The sequence below is a fragment of the Bacillus sp. 2175 genome (assembly GCF_057812155.1).
The window spans coordinates 279,193-299,065 of sequence record NZ_JBSZSU010000011.1 but is presented as its reverse complement, the minus strand read 5'-3'; the positions used below and the strand labels follow the sequence as shown (position 1 = coordinate 299,065).

Genomic DNA, 19,873 nt, shown 5'->3' with positions numbered 1-19,873 from the left:
AGAACCACATCGCCATCAAGCGGAAATTTTATAGTACCCCAGAACAAAATTTCGTGCTAACTTGTAACAAAAAAACATGTGAAATTGCCCATAGATAACTATCTTATATTAATTACATAAACTAGTGTGTGATATAATAATATAAAGATATTACATTTAAAGGGGGATTCAAATTGGTTAAAAACTTACCTTTACTAATAGTGATTTTACTACTTGGTATAAGTTCTTCTACGTTAAGTACGAATGGATACTTTTCTCCAGTTATAGAAGGGTCTTTAATGATTATAAGTATTATTTTAAACATTGCTGCAGTGATAGGTTTATCACTACACGTTCTTGTATACCAACCTATGAAAAGATATGAAACAAATTTAAAAGAGACATTTAAATAAAATAATTATATTCGAGGTAACAACCCATCGTTATTGAGCTGAAAAATGTATCCATAAAAAGAAAAAATACGCTATTCTTTCTGTAGAATCATAGGAAAGGATGGCGTTTTTTATTTTAGGGAGTATTTTGTTCTGTTAGCTTGATGGATGTGTGGCGGTACCCTATCACTATCGATTTAAAAGAATGACTGCCACGTTTTATGCAAATATTAATTTGTTTTGATTGAAAATAGATTATAAAATTAATATTTAAATATAAAGAATTTGAATATTAGTATGTTATCATTTAAATGATTCAAATATGTAGTACAAAGTCAATATTTGTAGCTGAGTTCGTTTATACATATGAAAGAATTAAATTATGAAAAGGCGGTATTTATTATGAAAGCAATTAAATTAGCAGGTTTAACAATTGCAGCAGGTTTATTATTGGCAGCGTGTGGTACTGAAGAAGCGAAAATAGAGCAAGACGTTAAGAAAGAGGAACAAAAAGAAAAAGTTAAAGCATTTCAGGCAGAAAAGCAGCAAGAAGATAGGAAAGTAACTATGCAACAATCGACGGATAAGTCAAAACAGCATGAAAATGTAGCAAAAGAAACAGTTAAAGAAGAACAAAAAGCGGAGTCAACGCCTGTTGAACAACCAAAAGTCAGCGGGTTAAATGAGGCACAAGCACAAGAAAAAGTGGAACAATCGATGACAGCACAAGGCCAGGGAGCGCGTAATAAAGATGTGAAATTAAGCCAATTAGGCATCCAAACAGCAAAGGATGGAATAAAGGTGGCTGCACAGGCGCAAGACGTTCATATTGAAGCAAAAGACAGTCTAACTCGAATTGTTGTTATCGTTCCAGCTGGAACAACGAAAGAAAGAGCGCAACAAGTAGGCAACATAGCAGCGCGCCAAGTGGCAAGTTTTGGGGCTATGGGATTAAATGTAGATTTGAAAGCACCATCAAAAGACTATTTAGGGGAATATTGGGAGAATTTCTCTGGTGATATCGGTATCTATGACAGTAACGAAAAACAATTAGTACGTGGATATATTTCCAAGTTAAATCCAACAAAAATTAAATGGTAAGAAAAACAGAGTCCCTACACAATGTATGGGGATTTTTCCATAAAGAAAAAAACTTAAGGGGTCTTCGGACGAATCGAATTATCGTACAGTAATGCATGTTAATTAATAAAATTAACTATACAAATAATTTATTATATATCCATGTAATCTAGCTGATATAATATGTAAGGGAATTATTGGTTAATTAGTGATGTATATATGTAAGATTAGGGGGATACATAAGTAAAGTTAGATGCTATTTTGGCAGTTGTAGAAATACTCTTCGGTTTTTTTGTATTTATAATAACTTTATTTGCTTATCTTTTTTCAACAGGAGAAGAAAAGCAACAAGCAAAGGAGGATTTAAAGGAGCTTTCTAAAACTGCTCTCATCCCATTTGTAGTGGTTGTAATCGTAATATTATTTTTTGTTGTTAAGGTGATTGATCATGACAATAAAGTTGAACAAGAACAACAAAGGCTACATGAAGAGAACTACCAATGTTACCATAATGATAGTAATTCTAATCTTGATAAAAATCTGGAACAAGATATTAAATAATATAGATAAGAACCTCGCTATTTCTATAAGATGGCGAGGTTCTTACGCATAAAGAAAAGACACTCTAAGGTGCCTTTTCTAATAGTTTTTTAGCAGAAGCAACTGCATCCGATAATGATTAATAGTATAAAGAGTACAACGAGTAGAGCAAAGCCTCCAGCAAAACCGCAGCCCTCGCCGCAACTACCACCATATCCCATAATAATAGTTCCTCCTTTAGATAAGAGAAAAAGACTAGGGGGTCATTCCATGTGTTTTAATGGGTTCACTTTACCTTATGTTTTTACGTATGAATTGAGCAGGTCCTTTTGAAAATAAGGGAGAGATCATTTAATGTGCTTCCCCGGAATATTGATTACCTATTTTCTAAAAAACAAACTATTTAATTATATCAATAATAAGATAGATTAATATAATGTATTAATCCTAACAGAAGGGAGGATTAGCCATGCAATTAGTTTGTTTTAAATTAGTAAATGGTCAATACTTTTTAGTTGTAGAAGGTATCGAAATTCCTGCGCCAATTCCAGCGTTTGCTGCAGCTTTATTAATTGGTTTAGGAGTAATCCCACTTTGTTCTTAATTTAAAGAATTTCAAACAGCTCTATCTTTCAATCGATAACCCCTTAAGTATATGAATGCTTGAGGGGTTTTTATAATAAAAAAAGAAAAGACGCCATAAGGCGTCCCCACAATTAGGTAGATAAGACTTTAGTTTTCCAATCTAAAGAAATTTTGTATCAGTTCTTTGAAAAAATATCATAATATCCAATTGAGTTATTATGCATTATTACATTCTTCTCTCAAACCTTCTAGATTCTATTTGATAAAATAGAATCCTAATATTACTAAAAATCAAATAAATGTTTCTAAAAACCCTAAATATTTATAAGGGTAACAAAAGTGATACATTTAAGGTGCAAATTATAAAAAATATAAAAGGAGGGTGAATAAAGCGGTATTTAAAAAGGGCTATTATAAACGGTGAGCAGTTATACAGTATATGAACCTGAATCTTGTTAAAAAATGATACTCATTTGAGTGTACTTTCTGATTTGAACCAACTTGATTAAAATAATGAAAAATCATCATTTGTTTATTCTGATTTCTGGAAAAGTTTTAATAGTTTCATGCTGAACAAACATACTTTTTAGAAAGAGGAGAGATTATTGATGGATAATCAATTACTATATCAACAGCAAAAAAGAGAAAAGGCACTTGTGATTGGAGCTGGTATTGCAGGCTTACTTACTGCACGCGTGCTTTCCAGTTATTTTGAGACAGTGATAGTTGTTGAAAAAGATGAGTTACCTCAAAAACCATCTGAACGTCCAGGTACACCCCAAGACTTTCATCCTCATCGTGTATTACCACGTGGAGAAATAATTATGAACCGTTTCTTTCCTGGATATGTTGATGATTTATTAAATTTAGGGGCCCATAATGTCAAGAATGATAAAATGATTCGATTTTCTCCGTATGGGGCACTGGAACTAGTTATAGAACGAAAAGGTGCAGCAAGCAGTCGAGCATTGTTAGAATGGACAATCCGCCAACGTGTGCAAGAAATTCCTAATGTACATTTTTATTCAAAGCAAGCGGTGACAGGCCTTTTAGCTTCGTCTGATCACAAGCGTGTTATTGGAATTCATATTCAAGAACGAGACGAATTAAAAACAAAGCGAACTGTGTTAACCGATTTGGTAGTTGACACATGTGGTCGTCAATCTAAACTCAATAAATGGCTTACATCTATGGGCTATGATGTTCCAGAACCAGAACGTTTAAAGGTGAATTTTGGATATAGCACGAGATATTATAAAGTACCTTCACATATCAAAGAGAAATTGAGTGCAATTTCTGAAGGAGATCCTGCTAAAAACGTTGGAGCTGTAGGGTTATTATATATTGAAGATAACATAGCTCAAGCGCTACTATTTGTTGCTGGAGGTATGCACTATCCACCAACCAATTCAACAGAATATGAAAAAGAACTGGACTCATTAGTTACCCCTATGATGAGGGAGTTAATTAAAGAGTTAGAACCAATTAGTGTCCCAAGAGGATTTAGAGCGCAGGAGTCAACTCGTCAACATTTTGAACAAATGGAAAATTGGCCATCTGGATTATTAGTGTTAGGTGATGCTTTTTGTAACTTTGATCCCATTTATGGACAGGGGATGACCGTAGCTGCCATTGAAGCTGAAATGTTAGATACTTGTTTAAAAGAACATTCTACTCATAAACCTGGATTCGAACGCAAGGTGCTGCAACGTATGCAACAAGCTATTGAGCCGGCATGGTGGCTGAGTTCAATTGCGGATTTACGTTGGAAAGGTGTTGAACATGTAGGAGCTGTTCCACTCAAAGGTGTGAAATTTGCACAGAAATATTTTGCTTTATATCTTAAACAAGCTGCAAAGCAAGCAAATGAAGGTAATTCATCCATGCTCCAAAAATATATAATGATGAATGGGCTAGTTCATTCGCCTCATGAAATCATTAACTCAGATATGTTAAGAATGTTAATCAATGGAGATGAGTCTTCAGAAGAGAATGAACTTTTGAACGAACTTGGAGAAGTAGATAAGAAACCAATGCAAGAAAGAATACATGAACTAATCCCTTCCTTTACATTAGCTTTTGAGAATAGCGTTCCAAATCTGTTCTCATCCATTTCAATTTCTAATGTCAAATGAGGAAAAGAAACATTGCTCTAATTAGGGCAATGTTTCTTTTATTAGATAAGCAGTATTTAATCAACTACTTTTTCAATTGTTGGCATTATAGCGATTGGTGGTAAAGAGTAAGTCCAAGCAGCAGCGTATACGTTTAATTTTTCACCTAATTTGTAGTTTTCACCATTGGATACAGGTACTCTTAAAATTTTATTTTGGGAAACTAGCTCCCACCAATTATTCTGATAATAAAGTGCTTCTTCTTTCGTAAAAGTATCAGCAACAATTAAGTAATTATCGTCTGCTGAAATAACATAGCCCGTGAAAGGTATTTGTATTCGTACCTGTTCCTCCTTAATTGGAGAAGTGTTATTGGCTGTATCCGCAGAAGCAGGTGTTAAGCCAAAAGTAAATCCGCACCCTAATGTTAATGTTGTAACTACTGTTAATAATTTTTGTTTTTTTGAAAACATAATAGAAAGCCTCCTTAAATTTTATTACCACACCAACACCTTTCTATTCATTTAGATATAAAGCCTTTCTGCATTCAAATATTTAACAATTTTGTCATAAATAAAACAAAATTGTATGTGATATGTATTTTTTAGAGTGATTTATGATATAATTCACTAGGTAAAGTATTTTCGTGGTTCATCTCTATATAGTTTTTTACCCTACTTACTCTGTAAAATATTATTGGTGAAGAGAGAATGTTTTCTCTCTTCTTTTTTTATTTGACATTAATAATATCGTTAATAAAGTATGTTTAATATTTTTTAGGCTATTTTGTTGTTGGTAATTAGTTTTGGTACGTATAATAAAATATGGTTTGATTAAGAGATTTAGTCTTGACGTACAGAATTTGCAAAATGTTGGTGTTCCGTCTTTATTTACATCAAATGTTAAATGTATTCTAATTTTAAATGAATTCAACATAATATTTTGTATCTATAATCCCAAAGGAAACTTTACATGGAAATGAAATTTTTCCTGCAGAAGCAGCCTGCATACAAGAAATTACCCAAGATTCCAATTCTAAAGGCAAGCGGTATACTTGAATATTACCATCACTGTTTTTTACAGTTACAATCGGTGTATTTACTCTGGTTGTAGCAAAATCGTCCGTTGTTATCATTCTTACTGCATTATTAGTGTGAAAACCAGTGTTTATAACTTCATAAATCTGTCCATCTTTCTCTTTAATAACCATAGGTATATTTAAATAGGGATAGTTTTTAATATCATTATGAATAATTGCTCCTACTGCATTCTTTCTTATTTGAACCTCTTGCATTCTTTTATGCTCCTTTATAATGATTTAAACATGTTTACGTAAATTTATTTTATTTTACATCTATATCTAAAGCTATTTTGCTCATTAAAGGGTTAGGGTCAATTCCTATTGTGCATTCGATCTGTGTTTTTGCATATATTTCACGTTTAAATTTCAACGCAAATTGATAGGGATCGTTAGTAAATAAATGAATGCTATCCGTAATATCCATGAAGAACTCGTCGATGGAATATTGGTGAAAATCCTCAATAGGAACGTACTGCAAAGCTAACTTTGTTATGTAATTAGAGCATTTAATGTATGTTCCCATAATCGGATTTATAATAAGAATGTCTTTTCTTCGAGGAATCTCGTATAATCTGGCCATCTTCTTTACTCCCAATTCTTTTAATGGGGGAGTGGCAGCTAATACGAAAGAACCGTTTCTATTTACATCACCGACTACTGCCAATTGTGTATACATAGGATCTAACCCCATTTTGATGCAACTTATAGAAGCGTAAAAGCTACGTAAATCAACACATAAGATGATTCTATTCGGTAAGATAGAATAGTCATACACTGTTATTCCTTCCTAAACAAAAGAACGTTTGTTCTTATTATATACGAGCTTGTGTTCTTTTATAAAGAGGTTTTGTTTTAAAATAATTTTTTCAGATATTCTTCTTGTGGGAGCAGCAGTTCTAACAACAATCAGTAATAGGGGGCGTGACATATGTCCATCAAGCTAAAATTTTAACATACCCACAAAAAGAAAATTTTTATCTCTCTACACCAATTTATGACAAATCATTTTTTTCATTTTTAGGATAATGAATTTCTTAACTTGATGGCAATGACCTAACATTAAAGTGTATGGGTGATTTCTATTAATTAATATATCAAATTTAATAAATGTAAAATTAAAGCATAGGTGTATGATAAACGTATGTAATATCCTTCATTATGTCCTAAATGTGCCCTGGATTTATTAGTATTTTTTTGCTAAAACCATACTAAATAAAGGCCGCAATAAAAATAAAGGTAAAATGAACAGAATATTTAAAATTATATATATCAACTTATTTAAAGGTTAATCTAATGTAATACCATGATACCATGGTTTTACATTAGATATAGATAATTTTGGAAAAGGGGAAGATTCTATGAATGTTCAACTAGAAAATGAACAAATAACAAAATTATTAAACGACTGGTATCAATCCATGTTAAAACAACAATTAGTTAAAGCAAAACAATTAAAAGAGTATATAGAAAATGAAATTAACAATGTCAAGGAAAATCAAAACGTACTCTTATATTATTCTTTATTAGATTTTAGATACAAAGCATTAACAGATTGGATAAGTATTAACGAAAGCAGTTTTGATGAAATGGATAATTTCACAACTCCAGCAGATGACTTCCTAGCTTATTATTATCACTTCTTTAAAGCATTCCATTCTACTTTAACATCCAATTACACTGAAGCAAGTGAACACTATGAAAAAGCTAAAGAACTATTAATACACATTCCTGATCCAATAGAACATGCTGAATTTAATTATCGAATGGGGTATTTTTATTATCAAATCTATAAACAAGTAATAGCTCTTGATTATATAAAATTAGCTAAAGAAGAGTTTTTAAAACATGAAGGTTATGAAATAAATGTAGCACTATGTGACAATTTTATAGGTCTGTGTTGTATTGATTTAAAACATTTCGAATTAGCTGAGGAGTCATTTAATAAGGCACTAGACACATTCCAAAAAAATAACCATAAAAATTCTATCCTTATGGTAAGACATAATTTAGCTTGGTTATATTCAAAACAAAATTTATCTAAACTCGCGATTCGTCATGTATCTGAAGTAACAAAGAACAATCCAAACCATTTCAAAGCATTTTTCGTAGAAGCATATGAATACTATAAGATAAATGACCATAATTACAGCGATCAACTAATTCAAAAAGGATTAAAACTTAGTAACGATTTTAACAATCAAGAATTCCAACATCGTTTTAAAATTTTAAGAGCCCTCAACAACAATGTCCCTACATTAACTTTAGAAATATTTATTTCAGAAGGTATTACTTATTTCAAACAAGAAAAACTATGGGAATGCGTAAAAGAATATGCTGATATCTTAGCTCTAAAGTTTTATGAAGAAAATAACCATAACAAAGCAAGTCAATATTTTTATATGAGCAATACAGCTCAAAAAAATGAATTAGAAAAAGGAGCGTTAAAATAATGAAAAAAATCTATCTAACTATACTTGGAATATCTTTAATTAGTATCCTATCGTTAGGGTTAAACGACTCTTTTAAAAATCAAGCTGTAAATATAGGAGACGGTGGAGGTGCACCAGCAAGACCAGATTATTTATTACAAACACACGCTGACTTATAAGAAAAAAACACCTTCATTCTTGAAGGTGTTTTTTTATAATCTGATTTTTAAATAAATGAAAAACGGAATATATCAAAGTTCTCTAAGTTAACAACATATTCCAATTATTAGAAAAATATTAAAAATTTTAATTTTTTGTTCTATTATGGAAATGGTGAAAATGTAGGGGCTTTAGACCTAAATTCAAAAGATGGAAAACTTAATCAGATGAAATTATTCACTGATGGAAAAAGTGAATCAATCTTAAAAGAAAACAATGCAAAAGCAGGTTACTGGGAAGATGTTCAACGTTGTATTAAAAACAACTGGAAAACTATGCCTCAATGGGCTAAATGGGCTTGCGAAGGTGCATGTGGTGGTTGTCTTGGATGTCTAGCTGGTTACGCAATTGGTTGCGCTGCTAGTCAAATATAAAAAGAAGGGTGTGATTCCTCAAATGGAAATGTCTAAAGGAATACTGTTTTATAGACTAACATTGATTATTGCTTGTTTGGCAGTAGTTGCCTTCACATATCCATCTGAATTCTCTAAATTCGCATTAATCGCAGGTATTGTTGGTATTTTTATCATTTTAGCCAAGAAGACTCCTTCCTCAAGGAGCGTGAAGGGTCACAGTTCAGTGAGTAGGTGGGAGATGAATTGGGTTCGAACAAGGGATGGCAGGAAGCCATCTTAATTGTTCGACATATAGAAAGTGTTACTCCACTACCTATCGAATGTACGTTTGGTGTATAATAGTCATATACCGAAATGGAGGTGAATCAAATAATGATGAATAAAGCCTATAAGTTTCGTATCTATCCAAATCAGGCACAAGCAATTCTAATCAACAAAACGATTGGATGTTCTCGCTTTGTATTCAATCATTTCCTATCCTTATGGGATCAAGCATACAAAGAGACAGGAAAAGGCTTGACCTATGGTACATGCTCTGCCAAACTACCTGCCATGAAGAAAGAGCTTGTTTGGCTAAAAGAAGTGGATAGTATTGCGATTCAGTCGTCTGTTCGCAACCTTGCGGATGCTTATACACGCTTTTTCAAAAAACAAAACAGCGCACCGCGCTTTAAATCTAAGAAGAACAACGTACAATCTTATACCACAAAACAAACAAATGAAAACATTGCCATTATAGGGAACAAAATAAAGTTACCGAAACTAGGCCTTGTTCGATTTGCCAAAAGTCGTGAAGTAGAGGGACGTATTGTAAATGCTACAGTTAGACGGAACCCTGCTGGTAGATATTTTGTGTCACTATTAGTTGAAACAGAAGTACAAGAACTTCCGAAAACACATTCTTACATTGGAATAGATGTAGGACTAAAAGATTTCGCTATTTTGTCAGATGGAACACACTATAAAAATCCGAAGTTTTTCCGATCATTAGAAGATAAGTTGGCGAAAGCACAGCGTGTTCTTTCTAGAAGAATGAAAGGATCTTCTCGCTGGAATAAACAACGAGTAAAGATAGCTAGAATTCATGAATACATATCAAATGCTAGAAAAGATTACTTGGACAAAATCTCAACTGAAATCATCAAAAACCACGATGTTATCGGTATAGAGGATTTGCAAGTATCGAATATGTTAAAAAATCATAAGTTAGCAAAAGCAATTAGTGAGGTATCTTGGTTGCAATTTCGATCAATGTTAGAATACAAAGCAAAATGGTATGGCAAACAAGTCATTGTCGTATCGAAAACATTTGCTTCCAGCCAATTATGTTCCTGTTGTGGATATCAAAATAAAGACGTTAAAAATCTAAACCTACGTGAATGGGACTGTCCTTCTTGTCGTACACACCATGATAGGGATATTAACGCAAGTATCAATCTAAAGCATGAAGCGATAAGGCTTCTAACCGCAAGGACTGCGGGGTTAGCCTAATCAATTAGAGTTCGATAGAACTCTTTACTTAGGAATCCCTCACTTCTAAACGAAGTGAAAGTGGGGGTAGTTCAATACACTAGATAAAATAATAGCAAAAGATAACAAAAAAAGAGTTTATCTCCTCGTATCATTACTCTTTTTAATCGGATTTGCTATAACCTTCTACTACACATTCTTATAAAAATACTTTACAATAGGCGATACTTCAAAAAAAAGAATCCTGATTTTTAAAGGATTCTTTTTTTTGCCCTCCTTCTCTTTTCCCCCCTTAACAAACCAGATTAGCTAGCCAAAACAGGATATGCGAAGGGTAGGGGGCAAAGCTGGGGTGTGGAAAGCCTTTTGACTATGTGTAATTATTTCACTGCCTCTTTAAATTCTTTTCCAGCTTTAAAAGCAGGTGCTTTTGAAGCCGCGATTTGCATTTCTTCACCTGTTTGTGGGTTACGTCCTGTACGTGCAGATCTTTCACGTATTTCAAATGTACCAAAACCAAGAATCTGTACTTTCTCTCCAGTTGCTAACGCATTTGTTATTGTATCTAATAATGCTTGTGTTGCTGCTGCAGCATCTTTTTGTGTAAGTTCAGCTTTTTCTGCTACTACTTTTGTTAATTCAGTTTTATTCATTTTCTGCACCTCTTAATATGTAATTAGGTGACTATTATAACGTGTGTGTATTCATGACGCAATTATACTGTACTTAGAAAAGGCCATAGCAAGAGCAAGAGGACAATGTCTGTGTAAAAGGCATAAGGAGGATATTAATTATCGCTTTAAACTCTGTTCATATTTCTTTACATCTTCCAGAGTTTTAAATGTTAACACATCAAAAACTCCTTTTTCATTCCCACATACAACAACAAAACCATCTGTTGCTTCCAAAACTCTACCGACGCCACCATCTGTAAGTGTAATACTGGTGATATGTTTTACGTTCAGTTTATCTTCTTTTTGAATGTAAGTAGTTATGGGGGTTCCTACAGGAAATGCGTCTGTGATTTCTTTTGTTGTATATGCGCCATCATCTACTGATTGAGTTTTAGTTGTAATAGAATCAGTTTGAGTGGCACATCCTGTTGAACATATTAAAAGAATGCCAGTAATCATACTTACACATGCTGTTTTTACCATTCACAAAATCCTCCTATAACTGTTCGTATTGTCAACCCATTTAGGGTAACAAATTATATATACGAAGTTTGTTGGATTATATGAGTCGTAATTCAAAAAAGATACAGGTATTTTGGCAGAATGTGTTTCAAACAAAAAAAAGACACCCTAAGGTGCCTTTCTGCGACTTGAACCAACGTAGTATGGTATTGGATGCCAATCCAATTATTATTTTACCACATTAAGTAATTTTGGTTGTTGAGAAATATAATTCAAATCTATATGTTGTTTATTTTTGCTTCGTTAGCTTTTTTGTAATGGATTCTTCAACCTGTTCAGATTTACTTTTAATTTCATCGGTAATTGCTATCTTGCTACCCTGGTGCACACAATAAAGGTATTTGTTGCACCAGAACCAAAAAAGTAATTAAATGTAAAAAGTTAAAAATCGAAACGTATGTTATTATTATATTGAGAATTATAAATTAAAGGTGGCATCTGGAAGGGAATAGTTATAAATGAAAAAAATAAAGGGGAAGTTATCTTTTAGCATTGATATTATAGGTTGTATCCTTTGCATTATAATGTTTATTATAAGTCTTGTTAATTTTAGAACATGGGTACACCCATTTTTATTCCTTATCTTCGGACTAATTTTCTTCATTAATATAGTAAATACCCGTAAGAGAAAAGGGTGTAATTCAAATTAAAATAAAAATGTATCCGTATAACCAAAAAACGCTATTCTTTTTGTAGAAATATACAGAGAGGATGGCATTTTTTATAAATTTTTTGTTTCAAGATGAATTCCAATGATTTGCTAAGGGATTATATCAATATTTTCCTCCTTCACTTTTAGAATAGCTGGCTAGAGAGGGAGATTTTGTTTAAAGAAAGGGAGATTTTGCGATGTTACCTGATTATATAAAGATAGCTCATGAGATAGCCAAAAAAGCCCATGCTGGACAAGTAGATAAAGCAGGTATGGATTATATCAAACACCCTGAGGCGGTTGCTAGCTTTGTAAATACGAACGAAGAGAAGGCTACTGCTTATTTGCATGATGTTCTGGAAGATACAGAGATAACTGCTAATGATCTGTTAAGTGCTGGTATACCTCATAACGTAGTTGAGGCAGTGCAGGTACTGACAAAAGAGAAATACACACCTTATTTTGAGTATTTGTGCAGAGTGAAAGAAAATTCTCTTGCCCGTACAGTTAAACTTGCAGACTTAAAACATAATTCTGATCGCTCAAGACTTGCTAGGATAACAGATAAAGACCTAAAACGATTGGAGAAGTATCGCAAAGCGATTCAGTATTTAGGGGAATAAAAGAAACAGCAACTTCTTAAGTGACAATTTCTTATAATACTAGTTGTTTAAAGAAACTCCTTCTTGCAATGTTTTAAGGCATGTAAGAACAATTCTCTGGTTGTTATAAAATAAAAAAATAAGAGACGATATTCTAAAGGAGTCTAGAATATCGTCTCTTATTATAAGCCTTAAAACGTTAATTCAGGAATATGTAAATGGTTTTTTAATAAGTCCCAAGTCTCATCTAGAATGGGTTTTGGTGGTATGTAAATAATTGTTCCATCCCGACCTCTTGTTAAAATAACTCTATATGCATTGAGTTTAATTTGGAATGGATCTTCAACACCCCATTGATAGTGTTGCCCCTTCCAATTCCCATTTTGTAGATATAGATCATCATCCCAATGAACAAGCGTCATATCTAGTTCAAGACCCTGTGTTTGGAATTCAGTTGAGCTGTAGTTGAGCGCTCTACAATAGTATTGGGATTCGGCATAGTTAAAGTATTGAGCGATCTTACTAGGGCGTTCATATCGTTCATCTCTTGGTAGAACAGGGACTTCTTTTTGATGATCAGCGCCACCAGCACAGACAACGCCAACTGTTTTTGTATCATCCTGATAAAGCTGATGTAAAGTGTGTTTGGCTTTGGCTAAATCACGCGTAATAAAAAGTTGATAATGTTCTTTTGGTAGCTTATGAATAAGCTGTTTTGTTTGTTCAAAATTAGCATCTAATAAGGTATTAATAATTTTATAGTATTTTAAAGCTGCATGAGCACGGAAAGATGAGTTTAAATGTAGCTGAGAATGAGTTCTATAATGTGCTGCATTTGTAAATAAAGAATTAGGATGTTTAGAGTGAACAGTCACGTTTTTTCCAGCGATCGCAGTATTCCATAGAGCGAGACCGCCTTCTTCACCAGAATAGATCTCTTGTCCGTCACCAATTAAACCAATTGTTACACTCCACGGCTTATTATTTGTTGTGACATTCATTATAATATCCGGTTCGCTTAAGTTTTGAGGTTCTCGATTTCTTCGAGTGAGTGATTGGTCGACTTTTTTTGCATCCCATGCTCGTTGGGCCTCATCAAAAATGATTATTTGTTCTTTTGGAATCATTCTCTTTTCAAGGAAATCCATTTTATATCCATATAGACCTTGTACGAAGGTTCTATTTTTCAGCGTGTCTTGTAATACGTCTACTAATGGTCCATTACCAGATAAATAAACTGTATTTTTCATCTCGTGTGCAATGATCAGACCTAAATATGTTTTACCTGCTCCCGGCTCACCAGATACTAAAATGAGATGATGGGTATTTGTACGTTGAGCTTCTTCAATAATTGAGCGTACAGTTTGTTGTACTTCTGGAAAGTTACTGCTTGATACAGCTTTAATGTCAGGGAGCGGTTCATTATTTAAAATAGAACGAGCAGCTTCTAGCATAGAAGGTGAGGGTTCATAGACACCATTGATTACTTCCTCTAGCGTTAAAGTTGGTGTTTCTGTTTTATTTAATATTCGTTTAATAATACTTTCCAATCCATCAACTGTTGAAAGAGTTACTTGATACTCTTTTTGGAAAATCCAGCGTTCGCCTTCATAGTTTGTAAGCAGTAAAACACCTATGACTTGCATGTTAGATTGTTGAATAGCTGAGTGATAATGTTCAAGATCACGCATATAAAGAGATGTTTGGATATATTCAGAAGGTGAAACGCTATTATAACTTTTACATTCGAGGACTATCAGATAACCATTGATCAGTAAAAGTACATCTGGGCGACGACCGCCTCCGCGTAAAATCTCATATTCAAAAATAAGTGATGCATCTAAATTAGAAAATCGATTAAATAAATCTTGTAGTTTATTATAACTATCCATCCATGCTCTCTTTTGAGAATCTATTTTTGGATCATTTGTATTGTTTTTATAAACATGAGCTAACAATTGTTTAATAAAAAACTGTACATCTAATTGCTTAAATTGTTCAATAGTTCCAGTCCAGCCATAGTTCAAGATAAAGGCCTCCTTGTAATATGGTTTTATATATGAATATCTATATTATACAAAATAAAATAAATAGTTTGGAATAAGAAAAGAGTTAAAATATATTTTTCCTAAAGTATTGTGTTTCAAAGCTTTGTATTATTACAATCGATAAGAATTCAACTTATTTTATAGCAATCGAACAGCTTAAAAAAGAAAAAGTATAAATGTTGGGATGCAACTTAGGTAACGGAAGTACTTGAATAGCATAGTAGAAAAGGATCTTCGCTTTATATAGAGACGAATTTGGTCTATTTTAAACGATTTTTTAGCGGAAAGAAATATTGATTATATTTATGTATTTGTTATATGTTATATATAAATATATATTTTTAAAATATATAGGAAGTGTGTTTTAATGATGAAAAAACTGTGTTTAGTCACATTTGTTTTGTTTGTAATACTAATAGTATTCTCTGTTTTTTTAGACCCTTTAAGAGGATTTATAGGAAATGGGATTAATTATATTAGACTAATTTTATACTGCATCATTAGTCTTTTATTGGACATAATAATAGCTAATTTTCTAGTAAAGACAATCAAATGGATACGTAAAAAAATTTTAAATAAGAAAACAAAAGAAATGGAGTTATTTGCATGGACAGGGGGAATACAAGATATTGAAGCTGAATTGCAATTAATAATAGGAAATTCTATTGTTTCAAAAGATATTATTGATAATATTGGTATTATTAAAAAACGAATACAACGATATTTTCATAGAGATATAAATAAATTAAAAAGATTTAGAGCATATTTAAATGTAGTGGAAAAAGATAGTACAGTGCTAGTATTTCAAACATTTATATTCGCAATATTATCATCCGCATTTGCTAGTATGGTAGTAACAGGAAGAATTGTTGACGTTACAAAATACCTCCTTCCAAAAATGGATAGTGGACTTTCTCAAGTATTCTATTATGGACTAGGTACTGCTTTAGTATTCTTTATCATTGGTATTATGATTGCATATCTTATGAGTCATACTGATAAAACTAGGGTTAGAATAATACAAGAGGTAATCGATATGTGTATTGACGAACTTGAAAATGAGAAGAAATGTTCTGTTAAAAAGAATTTATAGATTAAATCAATAAAAAGTTCCTATATATTAGAGGTGCTTTTTATTTATAAGATTAAATAAAAATATCCAGTATTTTTTTTAAATATTATTGTACATAATAGTAAATATTTACCGACTGAAATAGACTTTGATGTTCATGAATTAGTAAAAATGGTTAATTTTTATTTATAACAAAAAGGACCTAAATGGTCCTTTTGTTTTGATTAAATAAAATATTGATTTTATCTCACTTATCAAAAAATGGGTTCTCAGATTGTTTTGTATCAATTTTTAAGAGTGTGGTTAATATATTTGTATTTAAAGTTGATAGAATGTAACAGCAAGCCCCTTGGGAATTCTGATGATTTTTTGTTTGTGAATTTTATTTTTTACATAAACAAATCCAGAGACAGCAAAGCAAGAAAGTGAATCCAGCCTTTCCAAAAGGGAAACCCTAGGTTTATACAAAGATAACAGCAAGCCTGTACAAAAGGGATCAACTATTAAAAAGAGAAATAAAAAAGAACAAAGATAATTTTGATAATTATCAAGGAACAATTACCAAATCATTGGAATTTAATCAATTTAAGTCTTTAATGAAGCTAATGAATTTTATACTCAATTTACTGTTGGTAGATGGAATAAAAGCAATGAAACAGATTTATAAAAAAATTTGCAGAAGAAACAATTGAAAATGTAAGATATAAAAATATCCCAGAGGATAAGATTAGAGGATATGTTTATAGATCACTAGAAAATATTTGTGATCACTCAGATTATAAGCGGTCTGAGGAATTCTCAGCGTATCAAGAGGTGATGGGGGAATTTTCAAGTAGTGGAATTAATGAAAATAAACTAAATTCTGGATTACATAAACGTATTGAATTTAATAACAATAAGTTACCATATTGAAGAGAATAAAGAATAGCTTTTAGGAGACTGGAAAAGCTCTGTATTGGATTTAAAATATTAGTCTAAATTAAATGTTTAAGAGTATCAAAGATTCAAGACGGAGTGAATTCTAATTTTTCTTAATATGGAAAATGAAAATTGCTATTGGAAGAATTATTTTTAAATTAATCGGCTTATAGCGTTCTTTTTATTTGAATTGAAATACTATATGATTATATTAATAATTGAATGGATATTTAGGAGGTTCGTTTATGGATATAAAAGAATTAATAAATATAATGTGTGAAAATTTACCAGATTCATTGCAAGAACCTGTGCAAGAGGTGGTTGAAATCGGTGGTGGAGCTGCTCCTGTCATTGGGTCCATATTGAATCATTTTAAATTTAAAAAGATAAATAAAGAATTAAATAATCTAAAAGGAAAAATAGAAAAAATTGCAGGAAAGTTAGATCAAAGTGAAAATGAAGTATTTTTGAAACAGGAAGTCTTCCCTATTGTTCTTAATAGAATAATGAATGATGAACAAGCAGAAAAGATAAAGATTATATTGAATGGCTTCGAATACATAATTGATAATGATATTCTAGATTTTGATAAAATATTTCATTACTATGATGTCTTAGCTGAAATGAGGTTAAGTGAGATTGTTCACCTTACTGAAAAATATGTTGTCCCAATGGAAATGATGAAAAATCCGGAAAAGATGAAGTTAAATATTCAATTAAAAATGGACTACACGGAAGAAGAAAAAGAAGCAGAAAAAGAAAGGGAAGATTTAAAGAGGTACATGGATAATAAGTTATTTAGGCTTGGAATCCTCCAATATGTAAAGGAGCGGGTTGACGAACCATTTCAGGATGATTACATACAAACAGGTATGCCTTATCAGTGGCAGTCTCCTGTACCTGATAAATATGAAATAAATATAGAAAAATATAAATTGAGTAATTTTGGAAAAAGATTTATCAAGTTTTTCGGTGAGGAAGAATAAAAAGACCAATTTCGGTCTTTTTATTTTTCTTGAAAGAAAGGCATTGTGTTTTTGTATCAATTTTCTTTTTTAATTCCTTTAATTTATTTTGAATGGTAGTCTGTGTTTCTGTGCAATTTTGTGATTCGTGAAAGGAAAGAGTGTATAAAACCCCTTGTAATTCATCGTATTTTTTCATATGTCTTTAGATAATCATAATGTGCACTTAGTAGAGGACCAAAGTCTGCAGGAGGATAGTCAGCTAATCATCTTTTTACGATTCCAAAGTCTTCGTAAATCTTTATATGCTGTGTCGATAAACAAAAAGGTTTGTATTTATCATTAGTTATGATTTGATCTCGTCTACAATATAAAATTTTTTGCCTTCAGAAGCATCTTCTTCAATAAGAGAAACATAATCATTAATCTTTAAAGTTCCTCCAGAATGATTAAATATAGTAGCATGCTCTTTTATGTGGTGGATGGGGCAATTATCATGATACGATTACTTTAAATAATTAATATATATAAAGGAGAGTAAACATGCCTATCTATAACAAATTAGTAAGAGATAATATTTTAGAAATTATCAAAGCCGAGGGTCTAAGCTACAACGCAAGAATACTCACACCTGATGAGTTACTAATGGAAATAAAAACAAAAATGATAGAGGAAGCACATGAGTTTAAGGAAGCTGTTGAGAAAAAGGAAGCTGTTGAAGAACTTGCAGATATTTTAGAATTAATTCATGCTTCATTGGGAGCTTATGGAGTAAAGCTTGAAGAGTTGGAAGTGATTCGTAAGGAGAAAAAAGAAAAGCGAGGTGGTTTTGAGAAAGCTATCTACCTTATTGATGTACAGGACTAATAATTACTAAGGGGGCATTGCATGAATAATTTCCTTGAGAATGACCAAACATTAGAATCTAAATTTCGATCTGTTTACTTGTTTGGAAGAAATGTAGCTACATATAAATTTGCTTTTGCAAAGACACTATTAGAGCTAGGGAATAGTAATAATAGTTTTGTAAGCCATGAGGAGTTGTCGCCGATATTTGCTAAGTATATGTTAGAGCATATTGGGAATGGCAAAAGGCAAATTACTAGTGCATCATCCAAGTTTATTAATGCGCTAGAATTGTATAATAAACAGAAAATTACATGGGAACAGTTGTTGCAAGTTACTGAAAAAGTAGGATTCAATAATGTAATAGATGCTTTTCATAACATTCCTAATGGGGAGCTTAATACAGTGTTCTATGAAAAGTCTGTTCAGGGAAAAACGTTAGGTATCACATTAACTGATAGTATTTATATCTTGAATGAAAGTGAACAAAGAGCGAATTTGTTCAATGAGATTGAAGGTAGATGGAACTTAGTAGAAAGTGCTTGGACGGAAAGAAATCCAAAGTTAGAAGTTAGATTCGATGGGGAGCTTGAGCAATTCTTCTTTTTGAAGTCTATTACACCAGAGAGGTATTTACACTCTCACGAACGTGTAAATTTAACGTTTGTAAGAAAACCGCTAAATGGGTATCAAAAAGGAAAATGTTTTTATTGTTATAAAAGTATTTCTATTGAGAGTGGTCAACCAAATACCTGTGATGTAGATCATTTTTTACCGCTCTCTGTTCAATATTTATCCACGGTGGATATGGATTTAAATGGTGTATGGAATCTTGTATTAACTTGTCAAGAATGTAATAGGGGGGAACACAATGGCAAATTTGCTAGAGTACCACATGAATCTTTGTTAGAACGCTTATATAAGCGTAATGAATATCTAATTGAAAGTAATCATCCGCTTAAAGAAACAATCATCATGAAAACGGGAAAGAATAGTAAGCTAAGAGCAGAATTTTTAAAAGCAACTTTTAATTATGCTTCTTCTATTAAAGGTTCTGAATGGGTGCCTAAAAAATACTACGATATTGGATTTTAGGATAGATGAATACATTAACTTCTAAGATTTATAAATGTAGACAACCTGCATTTATAAATCTTAATTGAAAGAATGGATTAATGAATCTTCAAGAGATTTGTAAGGTGAAGCTCAGTTAGATGAAATGTATGGGCAATTAAGAAAGTGGTAATGAACAAATTATCTAAATAGTACTTTATATCTCTATAATCTATATATAATAAATGATTATATCTTTAAAAAAGGTGGATAGTA

General features: G+C 31.9%; 20 protein-coding genes and 2 pseudogenes. 15 read left to right on the top strand and 7 right to left on the bottom strand.

Annotated features, from left to right (window positions below; genetic code table 11):
• Positions 1-173: 173 nt before the first annotated feature.
• From ACXKY9_RS31775 to ACXKY9_RS31765, 3 genes are all read left to right on the top strand, one after another.
• Complete coding sequence (locus ACXKY9_RS31775) at positions 174-392, top strand: hypothetical protein (protein WP_000240396.1); 219 nt, start codon at positions 174-176, stop codon at positions 390-392.
• A 345-nt stretch (positions 393-737) separates the two neighbouring features.
• Positions 738-1,472 carry a DUF874 family protein gene (locus ACXKY9_RS31770; protein ID WP_033679600.1) on the top strand — a complete coding sequence of 245 codons (735 nt, stop codon included), beginning with the start codon at positions 738-740 and terminating at the stop codon, positions 1,470-1,472.
• Positions 1,473-1,712: 240 nt separating this feature from the next.
• On the top strand, positions 1,713-2,012 hold the full coding sequence (locus ACXKY9_RS31765; protein ID WP_000301804.1) for a hypothetical protein: 300 nt from the start codon (positions 1,713-1,715) through the stop codon (positions 2,010-2,012).
• 89 nt (positions 2,013-2,101) lie between these two features.
• Here ACXKY9_RS31765 and ACXKY9_RS31760 read toward each other — a convergent pair whose 3' ends face one another.
• The gene (locus ACXKY9_RS31760) at positions 2,102-2,212 is read right to left on the bottom strand and encodes a YjcZ family sporulation protein (RefSeq protein ID WP_000540371.1); all 111 of its coding nucleotides are present in this window, start codon (positions 2,210-2,212) and stop codon (positions 2,102-2,104) included.
• A gap of 248 nt (positions 2,213-2,460) precedes the next feature.
• Between ACXKY9_RS31760 and ACXKY9_RS31755 the strand changes: the two genes are divergently transcribed.
• Both ACXKY9_RS31755 and ACXKY9_RS31750 read left to right on the top strand, forming a co-directional pair.
• Positions 2,461-2,595 (top strand): hypothetical protein, encoded by a 135-nt coding sequence (locus ACXKY9_RS31755; protein WP_001177694.1) that lies wholly within the window; start codon positions 2,461-2,463, stop codon positions 2,593-2,595.
• Positions 2,596-3,184: 589 nt separating this feature from the next.
• Positions 3,185-4,711, top strand: coding sequence for an NAD(P)/FAD-dependent oxidoreductase (locus ACXKY9_RS31750; protein WP_016090530.1), 1,527 nt, complete (start codon positions 3,185-3,187; stop codon positions 4,709-4,711).
• Between the two features lie 56 nt (positions 4,712-4,767).
• On the opposite strand, the gene ACXKY9_RS31745 is transcribed toward ACXKY9_RS31750, so the two are convergent.
• From ACXKY9_RS31745 to ACXKY9_RS31735, 3 genes and pseudogenes are all read right to left on the bottom strand, one after another.
• A complete protein-coding gene (locus ACXKY9_RS31745; protein WP_000491768.1) occupies positions 4,768-5,163 on the bottom strand; it encodes a DUF3221 domain-containing protein in 396 nt (131 codons plus the stop codon).
• Between the two features lie 446 nt (positions 5,164-5,609).
• Positions 5,610-5,984 (bottom strand): hypothetical protein, encoded by a 375-nt coding sequence (locus tag ACXKY9_RS31740; RefSeq protein ID WP_001158653.1) that lies wholly within the window; start codon positions 5,982-5,984, stop codon positions 5,610-5,612.
• Between the two features lie 52 nt (positions 5,985-6,036).
• Positions 6,037-6,546 (bottom strand): annotated as a pseudogene (locus tag ACXKY9_RS31735) (Y-family DNA polymerase); the annotation flags it as partial.
• Positions 6,547-7,129: 583 nt separating this feature from the next.
• Between ACXKY9_RS31735 and ACXKY9_RS31730 the strand changes: the two are divergent.
• The 4 genes from ACXKY9_RS31730 to tnpB all read left to right on the top strand — a co-directional run bounded on the left by ACXKY9_RS31730 (position 7,130) and on the right by tnpB (position 10,266).
• Positions 7,130-8,221 carry a response regulator aspartate phosphatase gene (locus ACXKY9_RS31730; RefSeq protein ID WP_001102657.1) on the top strand — a complete coding sequence of 364 codons (1,092 nt, stop codon included), beginning with the start codon at positions 7,130-7,132 and terminating at the stop codon, positions 8,219-8,221.
• Positions 8,221-8,379 (top strand): Phr family secreted Rap phosphatase inhibitor, encoded by a 159-nt coding sequence (locus ACXKY9_RS31725; RefSeq protein ID WP_000725639.1) that lies wholly within the window; start codon positions 8,221-8,223, stop codon positions 8,377-8,379. The genes ACXKY9_RS31730 and ACXKY9_RS31725 overlap by 1 nt, the downstream gene beginning before the upstream one ends.
• A 207-nt stretch (positions 8,380-8,586) precedes the next feature.
• Positions 8,587-8,793 carry a hypothetical protein gene (locus ACXKY9_RS31720; RefSeq protein ID WP_228161275.1) on the top strand — a complete coding sequence of 69 codons (207 nt, stop codon included), beginning with the start codon at positions 8,587-8,589 and terminating at the stop codon, positions 8,791-8,793.
• Positions 8,794-9,147: 354 nt separating this feature from the next.
• Entirely contained in the window at positions 9,148-10,266 is a 1,119-nt protein-coding gene (tnpB, locus tag ACXKY9_RS31715) for an IS200/IS605 family element RNA-guided endonuclease TnpB (RefSeq protein ID WP_040120033.1), read from the top strand.
• A gap of 359 nt (positions 10,267-10,625) precedes the next feature.
• Here tnpB and ACXKY9_RS31710 read toward each other — a convergent pair whose 3' ends face one another.
• Positions 10,626-10,898, bottom strand: a complete 273-nt coding sequence (locus tag ACXKY9_RS31710; protein WP_016090534.1) for an HU family DNA-binding protein — start codon at positions 10,896-10,898, stop codon at positions 10,626-10,628.
• Positions 10,899-11,036: 138 nt separating this feature from the next.
• The gene (locus ACXKY9_RS31705) at positions 11,037-11,402 is read right to left on the bottom strand and encodes a hypothetical protein (protein WP_016090535.1); all 366 of its coding nucleotides are present in this window, start codon (positions 11,400-11,402) and stop codon (positions 11,037-11,039) included.
• Between the two features lie 888 nt (positions 11,403-12,290).
• On the opposite strand from ACXKY9_RS31705, the gene ACXKY9_RS31700 reads away from it, so the two are divergent.
• Positions 12,291-12,716, top strand: a complete 426-nt coding sequence (locus ACXKY9_RS31700; RefSeq protein ID WP_000936395.1) for an HD domain-containing protein — start codon at positions 12,291-12,293, stop codon at positions 12,714-12,716.
• 170 nt (positions 12,717-12,886) lie between these two features.
• Here the strand turns inward: ACXKY9_RS31700 and ACXKY9_RS31695 are convergent, their stop codons facing one another.
• Entirely contained in the window at positions 12,887-14,722 is a 1,836-nt protein-coding gene (locus ACXKY9_RS31695; protein ID WP_016090536.1) for a DNA/RNA helicase domain-containing protein, read from the bottom strand.
• A gap of 113 nt (positions 14,723-14,835) precedes the next feature.
• On the opposite strand from ACXKY9_RS31695, the pseudogene ACXKY9_RS31690 reads away from it, so the two are divergent.
• The 5 genes and pseudogenes from ACXKY9_RS31690 to ACXKY9_RS31670 form a co-directional block, all read left to right on the top strand.
• Positions 14,836-14,939, top strand: a pseudogene (locus ACXKY9_RS31690) (IS6 family transposase); the annotation flags it as partial.
• Positions 14,940-15,335: 396 nt separating this feature from the next.
• On the top strand, positions 15,336-15,836 hold the full coding sequence (locus ACXKY9_RS31685) for a hypothetical protein (protein WP_411269011.1): 501 nt from the start codon (positions 15,336-15,338) through the stop codon (positions 15,834-15,836).
• A gap of 1,142 nt (positions 15,837-16,978) precedes the next feature.
• The gene (locus ACXKY9_RS31680) at positions 16,979-17,719 is read left to right on the top strand and encodes a hypothetical protein (protein ID WP_016090538.1); all 741 of its coding nucleotides are present in this window, start codon (positions 16,979-16,981) and stop codon (positions 17,717-17,719) included.
• Between the two features lie 522 nt (positions 17,720-18,241).
• On the top strand, positions 18,242-18,565 hold the full coding sequence (locus ACXKY9_RS31675; protein WP_016090539.1) for a nucleoside triphosphate pyrophosphohydrolase: 324 nt from the start codon (positions 18,242-18,244) through the stop codon (positions 18,563-18,565).
• A gap of 21 nt (positions 18,566-18,586) precedes the next feature.
• Positions 18,587-19,639: an HNH endonuclease domain-containing protein gene (locus ACXKY9_RS31670; RefSeq protein ID WP_016090540.1), complete on the top strand. Its 1,053-nt coding sequence runs from the start codon at positions 18,587-18,589 to the stop codon at positions 19,637-19,639.
• Positions 19,640-19,873: the final 234 nt, after the last annotated feature.